Origin of the sequence: Nostoc sp. C057, from assembly GCF_013393925.1 — a bacterium.
GTDB classification, from domain to species: Bacteria; Cyanobacteriota; Cyanobacteriia; order Cyanobacteriales; family Nostocaceae; genus Nostoc; species Nostoc muscorum_A.
The window spans coordinates 1,795,300-1,813,259 of the sequence record NZ_CP040281.1 but is presented as its reverse complement, the minus strand read 5'-3'; the positions used below and the strand labels follow the sequence as shown (position 1 = coordinate 1,813,259).

Genomic DNA, 17,960 nt, shown 5'->3' with positions numbered 1-17,960 from the left:
TAAATCTGTAACAAATATTTATGCCTCCTCGTTGGCCTCGCAAACCCGATCGCAAAGACGCTGATTATCGTAAGATCGATGACCGGATGAATTTTGCCACCCATGTAGCGATCGCTGCTACGATTAACTCTGGCTTGTGGTTTTTCCACATTTTGAAAGGCACTACCTGGGAGTGGCTGCCGTGGGTGACTTTAAGTTGGACAGGAATAGTGTTAGCGCATCTGATTTATATTAGTGCGATCGCTAACTACACCGAAACTCCACCCAAATCCACCTGAAGACGGACTACTAATGCTAGGGCGATTGTAACCTGTGGTAGTGGAATCAGCCTTTTAATTGAGTGATAATGTAAAAAAGCCTGAGATTTCGCACTTTTTCTTAATGTAGGGTTATTTTTATGGCTAAGACTAACACCACGGAATTACTAGAAGCCCTAGCAGCTGAAATTGGCGAAAATGTCTACATAGACATTGCCAAATGGCATCTTTATCTATCGAATGCCAAACTGCATACCCTTGTTGCCGAACGACTCTATCCTTTAATTACTTCCAACAGTGTAAATGAAGACCAAGTTTTAAAAGTCTTGGAATCGATTTCAGTAAAAATTGGCGGCGGTAGAAGTGAAATTCCTTTAATCGATTTACTGCCACTGCAATGCCAGGTTACTTTAGTTGATATTTTGGAAAAATATCAACGCGAGTTCTAATCGCTAAAACCAAGATTATCTTAGTTTGACAATTTTATTGATCAGCATTTCCTAATTCGATTTTAGTTCCTGAATTAGGTATATGTTTGCTGTGTCTATTTTATAAAAATTAACTCTACAGGTACACACAGATAAATCTCGTGTAATTTCTGTGTGGATTTGTAATAAAAATTTCCTTTAACAATTAAGGAATATCCGCGTTCAAAATCAGTTTAGATTTGAGCGAGTTTATATTGAGACTCGCTTTGAACTTTCATGCAAATTCATTGAGGCAATTTCTATGCTTTTACAAGTCAAAGATAGTGGCGAATTAGTCAAGATTCTTGAAATTCAGGAATTACTTGACCCGAATAATGATGTTGTTCACGCAAAAGACCAAGAAGGTCAAGAAGAACAGCAACCTGAAAGTTTTAAAAAAGAAAATCTCGTTTTTCCTTCAGGTGAAGTTTTACCACGCTGTTGGTTAGATGCCGACTATAGACACGACAACGGTTAATTATTAAAGAAGGGTAGCATAGCCATGCTACCCTAATAAGTGCCAAATTATGACGCAGCTTTTTCTTCTGCATTTACCGTTTCATTCTGCTGAGATTTCGGGAAAAATGTCTTAGCAATCCAGTAAGTCAAGATATGAGACAGTAATCCCATAGGGCCAGCAAACAAACACAGTGCAAGAGAGTGAATTGTCCAAATACCTGTTTTTTGCCCTTCCCAATAAATCCAGCGGCCGACGAATAAATCCATCACTAAAAAATGAATCCAACCTGTTGCAGCAGCCGTTTCATCTGTAAAGAATCGTGCAATATCAGCTAATTGAGGATTTGATAAAGCTTGGGCATTTTCTGGCGTAATACTGCTGATAAACAAATACAAATACGCTCCAGCTAACAGCACAAAGGGCAAATATGATGACATTATCTGCCGTGTAACTTTCCAGTTTGGCAATAAAATCATTAACGCCCAAAAGGGCAAAACAAAAAGATTGGCAGCATTAAACAGTTGAGAGATCGTCATATTTTTGCCAGGTGAAGAATTTTCAGTTATTATTTGTTTTGAATTAACTAATTATTATTAACTTGTATCTCTCACGATATAGATCCCCGACTTCTTAAAGAAGTCGGGGATCTGACTATACTTATAAAGCTACAAGTTGAGATTCGATTTCTGAAGACTTCAAATCACGTCCAATAAAAACTAAGCGCGTTTGCCTAGCTTCTTCCGGTTTCCAGGGACGATCGTAAAATTTATCAAATCGCGTTCCTACGCCTTGCATCACCAAACGCATAGATTTATTTGGCACTGCAACAAAGCCTTTAATCCGGTAAATTTCTTGTTGTTGTGCTAATTTCTCTAACTGCTGTTGCAACTTTTCTGGATCAAAGGTACGATCCAAAACTAAATTAGTTGAAGTAATTTCTTCGTCGTGATTGTGGTCTTCTTCGGTATCATGGTGACTGGGACGAGAATCTAAATTATCTTCAACTGCGGCTTGGAATCCTAATAATATAGATGCGTCTAGTTGAGAACGATCGCTCTCGACAATCTTCACCACTCTAGGCAACTCTTGCTTAATTAATTCCTCAACTCTCGCTTTTGTCTCGGCATCCACCAAGTCAATTTTATTCAACACCACTAAGTCTGCACAAGCAAGTTGGTCTTCAAACAGTTCTTGCAAGGGTGTTTCATGTTCTAGATTATCATCTGCTTGTCGTTGGGCTGCGATCGCATCTGGATCGCTAGCAAATGTCCCTGCTGCTACCGCCGCACAATCTACCACCGTAATTACCGCATCCACAGTAGCAGCGTTGCGAATTTCTTGCCAGCGAAAAGCCTTCACCAATGGTTTTGGTAAAGCTAAACCAGAGGTTTCAATCAAAATACAGTCGATGCTATCTCGCCGCTTGATTAACTCTTGCATCGTCGGATAAAACTCTTCCTGCACGGTGCAACATAAGCAGCCGTTGGTTAATTCAAAGATATTAGTGTCGCCCTCACCATCTTCGGGGCAAATTTGACAGGATTTTAATAATTCCCCATCAATACCGAGTTCGCCAAATTCATTGACTAAAACGGCAATGCGACGACCTTGGTTGTTTTGTAGCAGGTGGCGAATTAGGCTGGTTTTTCCACTACCTAAGAAGCCTGTAATCACTGTGACAGGAATTTTCGTTGCCATATTTTTGCCTGATTTACTCAGTATGAGAAGTTTTACGGGTTACAAACTTAAATACTGAGATTAAGCTTGGTTTGAAGATTGACTTAGTTATTTTAAGCTGAAAGTCTATGGTTAGCCGGAAAATATTGCCGTTTTTATTGAGTTTAGGTTTGGTTTTGATTCCTCAAATCAGTGTGGCGCAAACGGTAGAGGAGTTGGAACAAAAAGCGACATCTGCCGAAGAAGTGAAAAATTATCAAGAAGCTGCTAATATTTGGCGGAGTTTGATTGAACGGGATTCCAAAAACAGCTATGCCTACATCAAGCTAGCAGACATTCTATCTTCCCAAGGAAAGATTGCAGAGACGATTGCTGCTTATCGTCAAGGGTTGCAATTAACTCCTGATGCGGCGATTTACCTCAAATTAGGTAATTTTCTGGTTGAAAAGGGACGAACCGCAGAAGCGATCGCTGCTTTCCGTCAAGCTGTCAAACTCGATGCTAAAAGTGATACAGCTTTCATCATTTTAGCGATGAATTTGATAGCAATGGGCAATCCAGAGGAAGCAGTAGTGGCTTATCGTCAAGCCATTAAAATCGAGCCTGATGACGATAATTACAACAATTTAGCCGATACCCTCTTCAAAATAGGCAAACGAGAAGAAGCGATCGCCGCTTACCGAGAAGCCCTAAAAATTAACCCAAAGAGCTATCAAGCATACAGTAGCCTGGGTGATATTCTCGAATATTCCGAAGCAGTCGCAATCTATCGTCAAGCGAGTAAAAATGACCCAAAAAATGAGGTTTATTACGAAAGGTTAGCTGAACTCTCACTAAAGCGCGGTTTTGTAAACGAAGCGATCGCAGCCTACCGCCAATTAATTAAAATCGAGCCTGAAGCTTCAAGGTATGTAGAATTGGGTGATGTGCTGATGACACAAGAAAAACACCAAGAAGCGATCGCTATTTACCGCCAAGCCGTTGCCGCAAAACCCACTGATTATTATTACAGTAAATTAAATGAAGCACTAGCTCAACACGGAAACCTAGATGAAGCCTTGGCAAATTGCCAGAAGGTGGTAAAAATTGGTGAAGGCAGTTATGACACCTGCTCAAATATTAGCTTGCCACTTTACAAGCAAAAAGGCTTTCCTGGGGTCATGGAATTTTATCAGCCGTTGGCGAATCTAATACCACGTCGCCAAATGGCAGAACTTTACATCAAACTTGGCAGAGAGATTTCTTATGGTGAATCTGGTGATGGCTCAAAACAAGAGGCGGCAGCAGTTTTTCGAGAAGTGCTGCAAATAGATCCAGAAAACACTGATGCTCAAGATGCTCTCAAGAACTTAATTACTTCTTAAAGGATTCTCGTAAATCCCCAGGTAGGATGCTCAGGATTATTCAAAGCAAGGAAGAGTAATGGTAATGTTCAGGTATGAGTCCAGAAGAAAAAGATCAAAAAATTGAGAGGCTTGAACTGGAAAATCAGGATCTGCGTCAAAAAATAGCAGAGCTAGTAGTCTGCCAACCCAAAAATGCTGCGTGATGGCTGGGTAAAGGGGAAGGGGTAAGGGGTAAGGGATTTGAAACCTTTCCCCCTTCCCCTTTACCCTTTACCCCGGCAAGTTCACTTGGCGAACTACTAGAGAGGCGTTTGGGGTTAGATAGCCGTAGTTTCAACCCAAACAGAAACATGGTATCGAGTTGCGCCTAAACGCAAAGACATTGAAGTATTGGATGATATCAAGCTAAGGATCATCGTCTCTCCCAAAATTGAATAATTTAATTTTTGAAACTCCCAAAGACAGCGGCATCTGGAAGGGGAAATTATGGTGTAAAGAAATGCTGGTGTTGTGAATATGTTATGATTTCGAGCAAAAAGTCTCTGTTCACAACATTTAGAAGATGGGAACTCTAGCTAATAAGTTTAATTACAGTATCCCACCCAGCACTGCCAATGATGTCCCATCCTGCTCATCCCACTTTGGGCCAATCTTCTTACCCGCGCTTGACTAGAAGCTTAAGTGCTGTTGAAAGTTGGGGTTTCGGTTTAACAGCTCATATTTCCTGGACAGCATTGGTTCCAGCAATTCATGCTGCTCTCGGCCCCCAAGCTATTTTTGTCTGGATACCTGCGGTGATTTTTGGAATGCTGCTCAACTACCAGGTAAAACGCTTGGGTATGCATTTTATAAATGTGGCTGGAGGAACGCCTAACTATGCTACTAAGTTGCTGCAAAACTATCCAGGAATAGCTTGCTATGCAGCAATTGGATACTTGCTCAACTGGGTTTCTTACCTGTCAGTTAATACTATCGTCCTCAAAGATTTAATTAAGGTAAATTTGGAGGCGCTGGGTATTGCCTGTCCAGAAATACTTTTAGATATTGGCTTTACACTGTTACCGTTTATAGTCGCGTTTAGTGGGACTCGCGCCCTAAGTATTTTACATTTATTTTTTGTAATTCCAGCCTTTGGATTGCTAATTACCTTCTGTGTACAGGGTCTTGGCTGGTTAGCTTTCTCTGGTGATAGTCCTGGGTTTTTTCCTAGCAATTGGTCATCTCTGGGTTTTGTCGATTGGGCAAAGTGGTTCTTTTTCGTCACTTATGCCACCTACAGTTGTGAAACGGCTTCTTCTTTTGTCGCCGATAGCCGCCAACCCACCCAGACGCTACGTTTTCTAGATGTTGCGGCATGGATGATGCCACCGATCTTTTTGGGGGGATCTTGGGTAATGATGCGGTTAGCAACCGATCCCAGCCTCAAAGACAATGCTTTTATGAATCTTGTGGCGGCTTCCCAACCTTTCTGGGGAAAATCAGCAGCTATAAGTGTTTCCTTTTTGCTAGTAGCTGCTTGTCTTTTAGGTTCGGCAACGGTTGTTTCTAATTGCCCTCGGATTTTGTATCAGTTGGCTTTAGACAAACACATCTCACCTGTATTTTCCGTTGTTTCACGTCGGGGTGTGTTTGCGCCAGCACTGACATTAACACTGGTGTTGTGCCTGATTTATTTGATTTGGGGAGATGTCGCGCGAATCGTAGCCGTTGGTAATGTTGGCTGGTTTGTCTCCTTTATGTTATTGCATTTGGGGCTTTGGCTGCGGCGCGATCGCTCGGAAGTTTTGTTCCCTCGCATATCTCTGGCCATTCTGCTGTTAGAAGTTGTGGTGCTAGTGGTGGGCGGACTTGCCTGGGGTTGGCTCAACTTGCTAATTGGGCTATTATTTCCCATTGGGGTTATGGGAATAGATGCAGTTATTCGCCGGGTGAAATTCCCTCCATTTCATCCCAGTTGGTGGATGCGGCGATATCGCACACGCTCTCAGGTAATTATCAAGGACTCGGTAGTTCTCCAGGTGAGCATCCTGATTTTTTTACTATGCAGCGCAGTGGCAGTTGGCTGGTTGTTTGGTGTCAAACTTAATAAAACGGCAAGTGAGGCGAGGGAGAATATATTTGTGGTGCTGCTGATGACGGTGGCATTTGTGGGAGTAGCGATCGCTTGTTGGACAAGTTTACCGCAAGTGGTTGCGATCGCAGAAGCCCGTGAAGCTGCTGAACACCTATTTACTGTTGCCCAAGATGGTATTTTAGTCGTGGACGATCGAGGTATTATCAAGCAGGCGAATCCAGCCACTGAATCTTTCTTTGGTGTCAACCCATCTGAGTTAGAGGGAAATCACCTCAACAAATGGCTAACTGCATTAGTCTACTATCCAGAGGAGTGGACAAAGCGCAGTGAACAAACCTTACTCCGCAATGGCAAAAACAAAATCCTAGAAGTTTCCATCTCAGACAGACCACATCAGGATTTTCAAGAGTATGTCGTCATTCTCCACGACATTACCCAGCGCAAACAAGCAGAGCAGATATTGCGATATTCAGAAGCACAATTACGCCAAGAGGCAAATCATTTAGCATCTCAACTCGTGCATAGTGAAAAAATGTCCAGTTTGGGGCAGTTGGTAGCAGGTGTAGCGCATGAAATCAACAACCCAATCAATTTTATTTATGGCAATGTCAGCTATGCCAATCAATATATCCAAGATTTATTGAGACTACTGCAATTATATCAGCAAAACTATCCTAATCCAGTAACGGAAATTCAAAAAGAAACAGAAGCCATCGACCTAGATTTCGTAATAGCAGACTTGCCTAACTTGTTAACTTCTATGACCGTTGGTGCCGAAAGAATCACAGAAATCGTCCTATCTCTGCGAAACTTTTCTCGGTTAGATGAAACAGAGATGAAAGCCGTAAATATCCATGAAGGTATAGATAATACATTGCTCATTCTAGAACATCGACTTAAGGCTAAATCTAACTCTCTAACAATTGATATCATCAAAGAGTACGGCGATCTGCCATTAGTCGAATGTTATGCTGGACAACTGAATCAGGTATTTATGAATCTTCTAGCAAATGCGATCGATGCTTTAGAAGAAGCTGTGGAGAATGGTGAGTGGAAAGTAAAGAAATCAGCCTTATCTACTCCTCAAATTAAAATTCATACTCAACTTAATACTCAACTTAATAGTGAAAATCAGGTAGTTATTAGCATTGCTGATAATGGTACAGGCATTCCAGAAAATATCCAAAAACACTTATTTGAACCATTCTTTACCACTAAACCAGTTGGCAAAGGCACAGGATTAGGCTTATCTATTAGTTACCAGATTATCACCCAAAAACATCTGGGACAATTACAATGTATTTCTACTCAGGGACAGGGTACAGAATTTGTAGTTTTAATTCCGCTAAACCAGAAAGCTATTTAATTGTCAACATCATTTCAAGTGGTTAAATTTTTAACTCAAGTGAAATTTTTACCTTGGTGTTGCTTGCTATTTATTAGAGTGTTAGGCTGAGATTTTCTGGCTAAATCACCTGTATAGGCTGTTACCCAGAAAAAGTCTGGCTATTACTCCGATTTTGTTGGTGAGGGAAAGGATTTGCTCATGGCAAGAGATAAAGCTTATCAAAAAGCAGAGCAGCGCATTGAAAAGGCACGGCAAGAGGGAGCAATAGAACTCAATCTCAGCAACATAGAACTCACTGAGATACCAGAAGCGATCGCATCCCTGACTGGGTTGCAACAGCTTTCCCTCGAAAATAACCAACTGACCGAACTGCCAGAAGCGATCGCATCCTTGACTGGGTTGCAAGTGCTTTCCCTCTCTAGTAACAAACTAACGAAACTGCCAGAAGCGATCGCATCTCTGACTGGGTTGCAAGTGCTTTCCCTCTCTAGTAACAAACTAACGAAACTGCCAGAAGTGATCGCATCCCTGACTGGGTTGCAACAGCTTTCCCTCTCCAACAACCAACTAACCCAACTGCCAGAAGCGATCGCATCCCTGACTGGGTTGCAACAGCTTTCCCTCGAAAATAACCAACTGACCGAACTGTCAGAAGCGATCGCATCCTTGACTCAGTTGCAAACGCTTAACCTCTCCAGCAACCAACTAACCCAACTGCCAGAAGCGATCGCATCCCTGACTGGGTTGCAACAGCTTAACCTCTCCAGCAACCAACTGACCCAACTGCCAGAAGCGATCGCATCCTTGACTCAGTTGCAAACGCTTAACCTCTTTGGCAATCAATTGACCCAACTGCCAGAAGCGATCGCATCCCTGACCCAGTTGCAAACGCTTAACCTCTCATACAACCAATTGACCCAACTGCCAGAGGCGATCGTTAACCTAATGCAATTGTCAGATATCGACTTAACAGTCAATCCGCTTGGTGAGTTTCCAAGAGTTCTACAAAGGTTAACAGGTTTGGGGAAAATTGGTATTGCTGAATGTAATTTGAAGATTATTCCAGAGTGGATTTCTGAATTCCAGTCTTTAGAGTATCTGAATATTGTTAACAATCAGATTTCTGATCTTCCTAATGCATTAGGTGAATTACTAAGTTTGCAAGAATTAGGTTTAGGCTATCTAGCTGGAGGGAACCCGCTCTCAAAACTCCCAGTATGTCTTAGACAATTGAAGAAACTCAAAAGGTTATGGGCTTATCAATGTGAATTAGAATTTTTGCCCGATTGGATTGGTGAATTGACAAAGCTTCAAGAAATCGAATTAAAAATCAATAAACTGACCGACTTGCCAGCATCTTTAGGACAGTGTTTTCACTTAAAAAAGCTTGAACTGGATGATAACCCCCTTAACCCTGACCTTGCAGCCGCTTACGAACAAGGCACTGAAGCAGTCTTGCAATACCTGCGGGCGAAGGCAGAAGAACAGATAACCCTTAATGAAGCCAAAATGATCCTAATTGGCGAGGGTGAGGTGGGCAAGAGTTGTCTGTTGGGAGCATTGCGGGGAGATAAATGGGTAGATGGTCGCCCCACTACTCATGGAATTGAGATTAAACCTGTAATTGTCACCGATCCCACCAGTGGCACAGAGATGTCACTCAATGGTTGGGATTTTGGCGGTCAAAGGGTTTATCGACCGACGCACCAGTTATTTTTCAGTGCGCCAGCCGTGTATCTCGTTATCTGGAAACCAAGGGAAGGTCCCCAGCAGGGCTTTGTCAAAGAGTGGATTACGCTGATCAAAAATCGGGAACCAGATGCAAAGGTGTTGGTCGTCGCAACTCACGGTGGTCCCGGACAGCGACAACCGGATATTGACAGACAAGAAATTTTGGATCAATTCGGCAAAGATACGGTAATCGATTTCTTCCATGTAGACAGCAAACCCAAGCAGGATACGACGGATTGCGCTGGTCTTGCAGAATTAAAAGATACTATTGCTCGTGTCGCTGCATCTCTTCCCGAAATGGGGCGTTCCGTTCCAGCAAAGTGGCAGCGGGTGCGGGAAACCTTACAGACAAGTGACAAAGCCTATCTGCCATACGATGATGTTATTGCCATCTGCGCTAAAGAGGGAATCGATGAGGAGCAAGCAGAACTGTTTCTTCGCATCTCCCATATATTAGGGCATTTCATCCATTACCATTACGACCCAACACTACGCGATATCGTCATCCTCAAACCCGACTGGCTGGCAAAGGCGATCAGCTTCGTGCTGGATGATGAAATGACACGTAAACGCAACGGGTTAGTGGAATTTCAGCATCTTAGCCAGTTGTGGAGCCATCCGCCATTTGCAGGCGAAGAAGGCTACCCCTCAAAGTTGCATCCAATTTTTCTGCGACTGATGGAACGCTTTGATCTATCCTACAAAGTGGTTTTCGATCCGTCAGAAACTAGCAATACCAGCCTCATTGCTCAACTTGTTCCCGATACACGCCCGGAGCCATTGCCCAATTGGGGAGAGCAACCAGAAGCGGGAGATAGACAACAGGTGCAAATCTGCCGCATTGTGGACAGTCGCGGACAGTTTGCAGTGGCAGAAGGATTGTTTTACCAGTTAATTGTTCGGTTGCACAAATACTCACTTGGGCGGGCGAATTACGAAGACAGCATCCACTGGCAACGGGGCTTAATGCTTGACAATGATTACAACGGTCGGGCATTGCTGGAATATGTTGGCACTGATGTAAAAATCACGGTACGAGCAGCTTATCCAGAAAGGTTCCTGTCATATCTCACGGAAGAGATTAAATGGCTAGTCGAGAATTTCTGGGAAGGATTGCGTTGTAATGTGATGGTTCCCTGCATTGAAACTTGCGGTATGAATGCCCCTGGAAACGGACTGTTTGAGGTACAAAAACTAATTGAAAGCAAAAAGAAAAATCGCCATGAGTTCCCGTGTCCCATTTCCGGGTGTGGCGAATGGCAAAACATCGATCAATTGCTGAATAACGCGCCAACTGCTCAACCCCCATCCCAAGAAATTGGCATTGAGCAGTTCCGATACATTGTGAAAGACGAGCTAAACGTCATCCGCAAAGATTTGGTTATGTACGATCGCCTAGATCAAGCACGCTTTCAGGTATTATCTCAGGAGCAACGTACCATTTTAAGCCAGGTCGATCAGCAGTTTGCAGAACTAATGCAGATGCTCACCGATGAAGCAAAAGACGGCCCGCGCCTGTTCAGCTTTAAGCCTATCGATCCGAAATTTTTCGATCGCCCCAAATGGATCAGTGCCAAGTTTCAACTCACCCTCTGGTGCGAACACGCACGTCAGCCACTTCCAGCCTTAAATCCCAACGATAAAAAAAAGGGAGTCTATGAATTAGACTTGCCGCGTGAGTGGTTCACCAAGGCAGTCCCCTATCTCAGAATTTTGACCGGAACCCTGAGCCTAGTCTTACCTGTGGCAGGTTCGGCAACTAAATTTATACTGGATGATACTACCTACAAAGCCATTGAAGAACAACTCGATTTAGGACAGAAAAGCATCGAGTCTACTTTGAAGGGAAGTGATATGGCTTTGGCTGGAAAATCCAAGAGCGATGCTTCCTTCTTAGAAGGCGATGCAATCCGCGCTCAAGGCTCGATTTTGCGAGAATTACACGCCTTATTGAAAGAAAAAGATCCTAGTTTTGGTGGTCTAGTGCGGGTGCAGAACAAACGCCGTGAATTTCTGTGGGTTCATCCTCAATTTGTAGATGAATATTAATTGACAAGAGATATTAGAGCTATTTCCTAATTTTTCATGATTATATAGGAAACAGAATAATGTTAAAAGTTTTTGCCGATCGCGGTGGTACCTTCACAGATATTGTTGCCGTTACTAATAATCAGGCAATTATAGACAGACTATCAAGATATCCTGAACGTTTTTTAATTGTGACTTTGCCTAATCAGCAATGGATTATAGTTTACAAACTTCTTTCAGAAAATCCCGAACAATATCAAGATGCAGCCATCCAAGGAATTCGGGATATCATGGGTATCGCTAGCAACGAACTCATTCCTACTAAGGCGATAGAAGTGGTAAAAATGGGGACAACAGTAGCAACAAATGCGCTGTTAGAGAGGAAAGGAGACAGAATTGTTCTTCTCATCACCAAAGGTTTTAAAGATGCGCTGCGAATTGGCTACCAAAACCGTCCTAATATCTTTGCGCGTCATATCGTTTTACCAACCATGCTTTATGAGCAGGCAATTGAGATTGACGAACGTTATGATGCTCATGGGAATGAATTAATCCCGATAAATATTCAACAAGTAAAAAATGACTTACAAGTAGTTTACAACACAGAAATTCGGAGTTGTGCAATTGTTTTTATGCACAGCGATCGCTATCCTAAACACGAACAACAAATAGCCAAAATCGCGCAAGAAATCGGCTTTACACAAATATCTATATCTCATCAAGTTAGTCCATTAATGAAATTAGTCAGCCGAGGAAATACAACAGTAGTTGATGCTTATTTAACCCCTATTCTACGTCGTTATGTTAACCAGATAGCGAGTCAGTTACCTGGAGTAAAATTAATGTTTATGAAATCTGACGGCGGTTTAGTCGCAGCCCAACAATTTCAAGGCAAAGATAGTATTTTGAGTGGCCCGGCTGGTGGTATTGTCGGCGCAGTTCAAACTAGTAAAAGAGCAGGTTTTGAGTTAGTTATCACCTTTGATATGGGAGGCACAAGTACAGATGTCGCCCACTTTAAAGGAGAGTATGAACGACAACTAGATTCAGAAATTGCTGGGGCGCGGATGCGAGTTCCCGTATTAGCAATTAATACCATTGCGGCTGGAGGCGGTTCAATTCTCTATTTTGATGGTTCTAGTTATCGTGTCGGTCCTCAATCTGCTGGTTCAAATCCTGGCCCTGCTTGTTATCGACGCGGGGGGCCATTAGCGGTTACTGATGCCAATGTGATGTTAGGCAAAATTCACCCACAATATTTTCCCTCAGTTTTTGGAATTGATGGCAATTTACCTTTAGATAAAGATACTGTCATTCAGCAATTTACACAATTAGCCCAAGATATTCAAGGCGCTACATTAAATAATTGTACTCCTGAACAGGTCGCGGCTGGATTTATTGCGATCGCAGTAGAAAATATGGCGAACGCAATTAAAAAAATAAGTCTGCAACGGGGTTATGATGTCAGCCAATATGTGCTTTGTTGTTTTGGCGGCGCAGGCGGGCAAGTTGCGTGTTTAATTGCCGATACCTTGGGAATGCAAAAAATATTTCTTCACCCTTATGCTGGTGTTCTCTCCGCCTATGGAATGGGATTAGCAGATGTCAGGGCAATTAGAGAAGGGGGAGTAGAACAGCCTTTAACCCAAGCATTAATTCCTAAATTACAACAGTTAATGGAATATTTAGAAACTCAAGCTAGAAGTGAAATAAATGAAGTTAATGCTCAAACACAAATAGTCAAAAAAGTAAACTTAAAATATGAAGGAACTAACTCTACTTTAACCGTTAACTTTGCCGATGATGTGGTATTGATGCGGCAAGAGTTTGAGAATGAACATAAATCCCGCTATGGTTTCATTCAATCAGATAAAACTTTAATTGTTGAATCAGCTTCGGTAGAAGTAATTCAGAAAATGGAGACTCCCGAAGAACCCTTAATTACTCGTACACGTTCTATAGTTGAAGCCCCCGAAGCAGTTGAGATAGTAAGGATGTTTACTGCTGATAAATGGCATGATACGCCTGTTTACCGACGGGAAGATTTACAACCAGAAGATAGTATTAATGGGCCTGCGATCGTTGTTGAAAAAATTGGCACAATTGTAGTAGAACCTAAGTGGCAAGCAAGATTAACTGAACTTAATCATTTAATTTTACAGCGTAAACATTGATAAATTTATCAGAGTTTGCCTGTATTTGCATACCTGTACCTCACCGGATTGAAAATGGCTATACCATTTATAGCTAATCTTGTAAAGGAGTCTGAGGCTATATCCGACTACAAAAGCAAAATATCAAATTTAGAATTGCAAGTCGACAATTATAAAAAAGATATTCAAGACTTGACATCCGAAAATCAAGAGTTACAAAAAATCGCTAAACCAGAAGTGATTCAAGAGCTTAAACAAAAATTAGATAATGCTGAAAAAGCTAGACAAAATCTTAATGAAGAGCTAGCTAAGGAGAAAAGCAAGAAATGTCTAATTAGATTTCCTTAAATGAATAAAATTGTTGTTGATAGGGCAAATATAGCTATGAAATCATCTATCTAAAAAATCTCAAAATGTACATAACAACTAAACCCGATCCCATCCGGTTAGAAATCTTCAAAAATCTCTATCAATTTATCGCCGAACAAATGGGAATTGTTCTCCAAAATACAGCAACATCTGTGAATATCAAAGAAAGGCTAGATTTCTCCTGCGCTATTTTTGACTCATCGGGATTATTAGTAGCAAATGCACCACATATTCCCGTACATTTAGGTTCTATGAGTGAAAGTGTTCGCAGTTTAATTAACGATAAAGGCGACACCCTAAAACCAGGAAATGTCTATCTATCTAATAACCCTTATAACGGCGGAACCCACCTTCCTGATGTCACTGCAATTACTCCTGTCTTTCTAGAGAATTGTAAAAATACTTCATTCTCCACTCCCCTATTTTTTGTTGCTTCTCGTGGACACCAAGCAGATATCGGTGGAATTACCCCCGGTTCAATGCCTCCTCACAGTATCACAGTAGAAGAAGAAGGAATTCTTTTTGATAATTTTCTCTTGGTTGAAGATGGCAGTTTCCGAGAAGCCGCAGTAAGACAGCATCTTTCAAATCATATTTATCCTGCTCGTAACCCTGGACAAAATATTGCTGATTTTAAAGCACAAATTGCCGCAAATGAACGAGGAGGAAAAGAACTTTATAAAATGGTTTCACAATATGGAATTGAAACTGTTCAAGCTTATATGAAGTTTGTGCAAGCTAATGCTGAGGAGTCAGTAAGAAAGGCTATCAACCTTCTCAAAGATGGCTCATTTAGTTATGAAATGGATAATGGGGCAACAATTAAAGTAAAAGTGACGATTCATCAAGAAAGCCGCAGTGCTACTATTGATTTCACTGGAACTTCTGAGCAACTAAATAGTAATTTCAATGCTCCGAAAGCTGTAACTCAAGCAGCAGTGTTGTATGTCTTTCGGACTTTGGTTGATGATAATATTCCTCTGAATGCCGGGTGTCTTAACCCTCTAGAAATTATTATCCCAGTCGGCTGTATGCTGAACCCAACTTATCCAGCAGCAGTGGTAGCGGGTAATGTAGAAACCTCTCAAACAATTGTTGATGCTTTATATGGCGCTTTGGGTGTGATGGCTGCTTCTCAAGGAACGATGAATAATTTTACTTTTGGTAATGAGCAATATCAATATTACGAAACTATCTGCGGCGGCTCTGGAGCAGGAATTGATTTTGATGGAACTGATGGTGTTCATTCTCACATGACTAACTCTCGCTTGACCGATCCAGAAGTTTTAGAAACCCGCTATCCTGTTCTTTTAGAAAGCTTTAGCCTTCGTCCTGATAACGGTGGTAAAGGAAAATATTCAGGTGGTAATGGAGTTGTCCGCCGCATCCGTTTTTTAGAACCTATGACAGCTAATATTCTTTCTGGACATCGAGTTATTCCTCCCTTTGGATTAAATGGTGGACAAGCCGGAATTGTTGGACGTAACTGGATACAACGTCAAAATGGAATTGAAGAAAATTTAGACAGCACAGCAACAGTAGAGATGAAACCTGGAGATGTTTTTGTGATAGAAACTCCTGGAGGAGGCGGATTTGGTAAAGTCTCCTAGTGGTCTGTCAAGTTTAAATTTATGGGTAAGTGAGTTCGTAGTAAGGACTTAAGTCCTTATTTTTCAAGCACTAAAGTGCTTACTACAAACCCTCAAAACTAGTGGTCTGTCCCATTAAATTTGAGGGATAAGAGAACGAACCGCAAAGGACGCATTCGCGCAGCGTCTCGTCAGAGAAGAACGCAAAGAAAGAAGGAAAGAAGAGAAATTTAAAACTGATTCACCTATCAGAATTAATGGAACAGACCACTAGTACCAATAATTTACGCTGATTTTAAAAGCTATCAATAAATTTCACCGATTGTTCCGAAGTGTCTATTTGTGATATTGATTGACAAAAGATTTTATCTGTAATGACATTTGTCAATCCAAATTCGCATTTCTTCTTCAGAACCAAAACAGGCAGATCGTCCTGTCATCGGATCGTAGGCGTGCCAAGAAGAAATGTGACCACGCCAGTCTGATTCGTGCCACACTTGGAGGTCAGAACCACTAGCCATCCAAATGACAAAATTTTGCCAATATTTTTGTAAATTTAACAAAAAATTAAATTTATTCATAGTGAAAGCACCTGATAAACAGTGAACTATTACTTTTACTTTCACGTAATACTTTTCAACTGAGAAGGTACAGTTTTGGACAATTTGATCTAGTACAGTTAAGGCGCATTACAACTGGTATAGTAAAAAAACTCTCAACTGTACTAGGTAAAGTTGGTAGAAATAGTTTATATTGCCAGTATTGATGATTATTTAGTCATTGACGAGTGCGCCCAAATGAACATTTTATTAGAACGGCAGTCACCCAAACCGATTTATTTACAGATCCGCGATCGCATCAGTCATCTGATTAAATCTGGCGCACTCAAAAGTGGCGATCGCCTTCCTTCGATCCGCTCTCTGGCAGAAAGCTTACAAGTTAATAAACTCACGGTTATTGAAGCATATAACGTTTTAGAAGCAGATGGGATTGTTTCTGCTCGTCAAGGTTCAGGATATTTTGTCAGCGGCGTTTCTCTAAAAGCACTAACCTAGAATCTAAATTCGCTCCAGCCCAAAATGTCATAATTACAAAACCAGGAAAGTGTTCTTTTTATGATATGTATACTCCACTGGTGCAAGCACAGACACAGCCAGGAATAATTAATTTTGGCTACGGTTATCCTCGTCCACCAAAAGATATTAACCTCATTGCCAGACGAGCGTTAAGACAAGACGATGCTGATATTTTCTTTCCCCATGAGATGCCTCAAGGACAACTAACTCTGTGTAGACAAATTGCTCAGATGTTAGTACATCAAGGATTAGAGGTTTTTCCAGAAGATTTAATTATTACTAATGGCTCTCAGCAAGGGTTGTCATTAGCGATGAATTATTATGTACAACCTGGTGATTGGGTGATTGTGGAAGCTCCCACTTATTATGGTGCAATTTCTATTTTAGAAAACTTAGGAGCTAAGATTATTGGTATTCCCATGACTGCGGAGGGAATGAATTTAGATTTATTAGAGCAATATCTCCGCAGCCACCGCCCGAAATTAATTTATACAATTAGTACTTTTCACAATCCAACAGGATTGACGACAACACAAAATCATCGTCAACAATTACTGGCATTAGCAGAAAAATATGAGTGCCCTATTCTGGAAGATAATGCTTATGAAGGAATAAATTTTGATGCTGTGCCAGCGCCAATTAAAGCTTTAGATAAAAATAATTTGGTAACTTATTTAAGCACCTTTTCTAAAACTTTAATGCCTGGTTTACGAGTAGGCTATATGGTAGTTACAGGTAAGCATTATCAAGCGATGATTGAGCGGAAGTTGCTCCATGACTTGCACACATCCAGTATTTCGCAAACAATAGTTAGCGAATATCTCGCTTCAGGACATTACCGCCGTCACCTCAGCCGACTTCGCACAGATAATCTGCAAAGTCGTAATATAATGCTGCAAGCTTTGGAGCGTTATTTCCCTGAAGAAATCCGGTGGACAGTTCCCACGGGTGGATTATTTCTCTGGGTACAGTTACCAGATGATATTCCGATTGGGACAATTCGTAACGAAGCTTTTGCAGAAAATGTCTACCTGGCGTGCGGTTCGGCATTTTTCCCCGATAAGCAAGGTTATCCGGCGATGCGTCTAACTTTTTGTCTCTCACCAGAGGAGATTGAGCAAGGTATTTCGATTGTAGGTAAGTTGCTGAAAAAGTATATTTCTAGAGGAAGCGTAGATACAGAGCGGCTTGTTGTCAAACATCGCATATCTAATTATCAACCTCTTGTTTACAGTTCATAGGTTGGCACAAGATATCCTAATGTACTTCGCGTTAAGAGTTCGTAATTTAAACGATCGCTATCAGCATAATTCCTTTCATCCCTTTGCCATTGAAGCCGGAAACGCTTATTTGCTAAGATTTCCAGTGCAACAACATTAAAACAG

General features: G+C 41.5%; 14 protein-coding genes. 11 read left to right on the top strand and 3 right to left on the bottom strand.

All coding sequences use genetic code 11. From position 1 onward, the window contains the following. The first annotated feature begins 20 nt into the window (after nt 1–20). From FD724_RS08265 to FD724_RS08255, 3 genes are all read left to right on the top strand, one after another. Nucleotides 21–278 carry a 2TM domain-containing protein gene (locus FD724_RS08265; protein WP_114082016.1) on the top strand — a complete coding sequence of 86 codons (258 nt, stop codon included), beginning with the start codon at nt 21–23 and terminating at the stop codon, nt 276–278. A gap of 119 nt (nt 279–397) precedes the next feature. Continuing rightward, on the top strand, nt 398–706 hold the full coding sequence (locus FD724_RS08260) for a DUF3181 family protein (RefSeq protein ID WP_114082015.1): 309 nt from the start codon (nt 398–400) through the stop codon (nt 704–706). 280 nt (nt 707–986) lie between these two features. Further along, nucleotides 987–1,202, top strand: a complete 216-nt coding sequence (locus tag FD724_RS08255) for an acetyltransferase (RefSeq protein ID WP_114082014.1) — start codon at nt 987–989, stop codon at nt 1,200–1,202. Nucleotides 1,203–1,249: 47 nt separating this feature from the next. Here FD724_RS08255 and FD724_RS08250 read toward each other — a convergent pair whose 3' ends face one another. Continuing rightward, nucleotides 1,250–1,720: an ABA4-like family protein gene (locus tag FD724_RS08250; protein ID WP_179072266.1), complete on the bottom strand. Its 471-nt coding sequence runs from the start codon at nt 1,718–1,720 to the stop codon at nt 1,250–1,252. Between the two features lie 121 nt (nt 1,721–1,841). After that, nucleotides 1,842–2,882, bottom strand: coding sequence for a cobalamin biosynthesis protein CobW (gene cobW, locus FD724_RS08245; RefSeq protein WP_114082012.1), 1,041 nt, complete (start codon nt 2,880–2,882; stop codon nt 1,842–1,844). A 107-nt stretch (nt 2,883–2,989) separates the two neighbouring features. Here cobW and FD724_RS08240 point away from each other — a divergent pair, with 107 nt between their 5' ends. The 6 genes from FD724_RS08240 to FD724_RS08215 all read left to right on the top strand — a co-directional run bounded on the left by FD724_RS08240 (nt 2,990) and on the right by FD724_RS08215 (nt 15,520). Further along, complete coding sequence (locus FD724_RS08240) at nt 2,990–4,225, top strand: tetratricopeptide repeat protein (RefSeq protein WP_179072265.1); 1,236 nt, start codon at nt 2,990–2,992, stop codon at nt 4,223–4,225. A gap of 596 nt (nt 4,226–4,821) precedes the next feature. Further along, nucleotides 4,822–7,647: an ATP-binding protein gene (locus FD724_RS08235; protein ID WP_179072264.1), complete on the top strand. Its 2,826-nt coding sequence runs from the start codon at nt 4,822–4,824 to the stop codon at nt 7,645–7,647. A gap of 180 nt (nt 7,648–7,827) precedes the next feature. Next, on the top strand, nt 7,828–11,409 hold the full coding sequence (locus FD724_RS08230) for a COR domain-containing protein (protein WP_179072263.1): 3,582 nt from the start codon (nt 7,828–7,830) through the stop codon (nt 11,407–11,409). 59 nt (nt 11,410–11,468) lie between these two features. Beyond that, the gene (locus FD724_RS08225) at nt 11,469–13,562 is read left to right on the top strand and encodes a hydantoinase/oxoprolinase family protein (RefSeq protein WP_179072262.1); all 2,094 of its coding nucleotides are present in this window, start codon (nt 11,469–11,471) and stop codon (nt 13,560–13,562) included. 54 nt (nt 13,563–13,616) lie between these two features. Next, a complete protein-coding gene (locus FD724_RS08220) occupies nt 13,617–13,889 on the top strand; it encodes a hypothetical protein (protein WP_179072261.1) in 273 nt (90 codons plus the stop codon). Nucleotides 13,890–13,954: 65 nt separating this feature from the next. Beyond that, entirely contained in the window at nt 13,955–15,520 is a 1,566-nt protein-coding gene (locus FD724_RS08215; RefSeq protein ID WP_179072260.1) for a hydantoinase B/oxoprolinase family protein, read from the top strand. Nucleotides 15,521–15,864: 344 nt separating this feature from the next. Here FD724_RS08215 and FD724_RS08210 read toward each other — a convergent pair whose 3' ends face one another. Continuing rightward, nucleotides 15,865–16,080, bottom strand: coding sequence for a hypothetical protein (locus tag FD724_RS08210; RefSeq protein WP_179072259.1), 216 nt, complete (start codon nt 16,078–16,080; stop codon nt 15,865–15,867). 216 nt (nt 16,081–16,296) lie between these two features. On the opposite strand from FD724_RS08210, the gene FD724_RS40705 reads away from it, so the two are divergent. Both FD724_RS40705 and FD724_RS08205 read left to right on the top strand, forming a co-directional pair. Then, a complete protein-coding gene (locus FD724_RS40705; protein WP_256874487.1) occupies nt 16,297–16,554 on the top strand; it encodes a GntR family transcriptional regulator in 258 nt (85 codons plus the stop codon). Nucleotides 16,555–16,619: 65 nt separating this feature from the next. Further along, a complete protein-coding gene (locus tag FD724_RS08205) occupies nt 16,620–17,816 on the top strand; it encodes a PLP-dependent aminotransferase family protein (protein ID WP_256874486.1) in 1,197 nt (398 codons plus the stop codon). Nucleotides 17,817–17,960 lie beyond the last annotated feature (144 nt).

Bases quoted from the DNA above. Each gene is read 5' to 3' on its own strand.
- FD724_RS08265 (WP_114082016.1), top strand. From the start codon at position 21: ATGCCTCCTCGTTGGCCTCGCAAACCCGATCGCAAAGACGCTGATTAT.
- FD724_RS08260 (WP_114082015.1), top strand. From the start codon at position 398: ATGGCTAAGACTAACACCACGGAATTACTAGAAGCCCTAGCAGCTGAA.
- FD724_RS08255 (WP_114082014.1), top strand. From the start codon at position 987: ATGCTTTTACAAGTCAAAGATAGTGGCGAATTAGTCAAGATTCTTGAA.
- FD724_RS08250 (WP_179072266.1), bottom strand. From the start codon at position 1,720: ATGACGATCTCTCAACTGTTTAATGCTGCCAATCTTTTTGTTTTGCCC.
- cobW (WP_114082012.1), bottom strand. From the start codon at position 2,882: ATGGCAACGAAAATTCCTGTCACAGTGATTACAGGCTTCTTAGGTAGT.
- FD724_RS08240 (WP_179072265.1), top strand. From the start codon at position 2,990: ATGGTTAGCCGGAAAATATTGCCGTTTTTATTGAGTTTAGGTTTGGTT.
- FD724_RS08235 (WP_179072264.1), top strand. From the start codon at position 4,822: ATGATGTCCCATCCTGCTCATCCCACTTTGGGCCAATCTTCTTACCCG.
- FD724_RS08230 (WP_179072263.1), top strand. From the start codon at position 7,828: ATGGCAAGAGATAAAGCTTATCAAAAAGCAGAGCAGCGCATTGAAAAG.
- FD724_RS08225 (WP_179072262.1), top strand. From the start codon at position 11,469: ATGTTAAAAGTTTTTGCCGATCGCGGTGGTACCTTCACAGATATTGTT.
- FD724_RS08220 (WP_179072261.1), top strand. From the start codon at position 13,617: ATGGCTATACCATTTATAGCTAATCTTGTAAAGGAGTCTGAGGCTATA.
- FD724_RS08215 (WP_179072260.1), top strand. From the start codon at position 13,955: ATGTACATAACAACTAAACCCGATCCCATCCGGTTAGAAATCTTCAAA.
- FD724_RS08210 (WP_179072259.1), bottom strand. From the start codon at position 16,080: ATGAATAAATTTAATTTTTTGTTAAATTTACAAAAATATTGGCAAAAT.
- FD724_RS40705 (WP_256874487.1), top strand. From the start codon at position 16,297: ATGAACATTTTATTAGAACGGCAGTCACCCAAACCGATTTATTTACAG.
- FD724_RS08205 (WP_256874486.1), top strand. From the start codon at position 16,620: ATGTATACTCCACTGGTGCAAGCACAGACACAGCCAGGAATAATTAAT.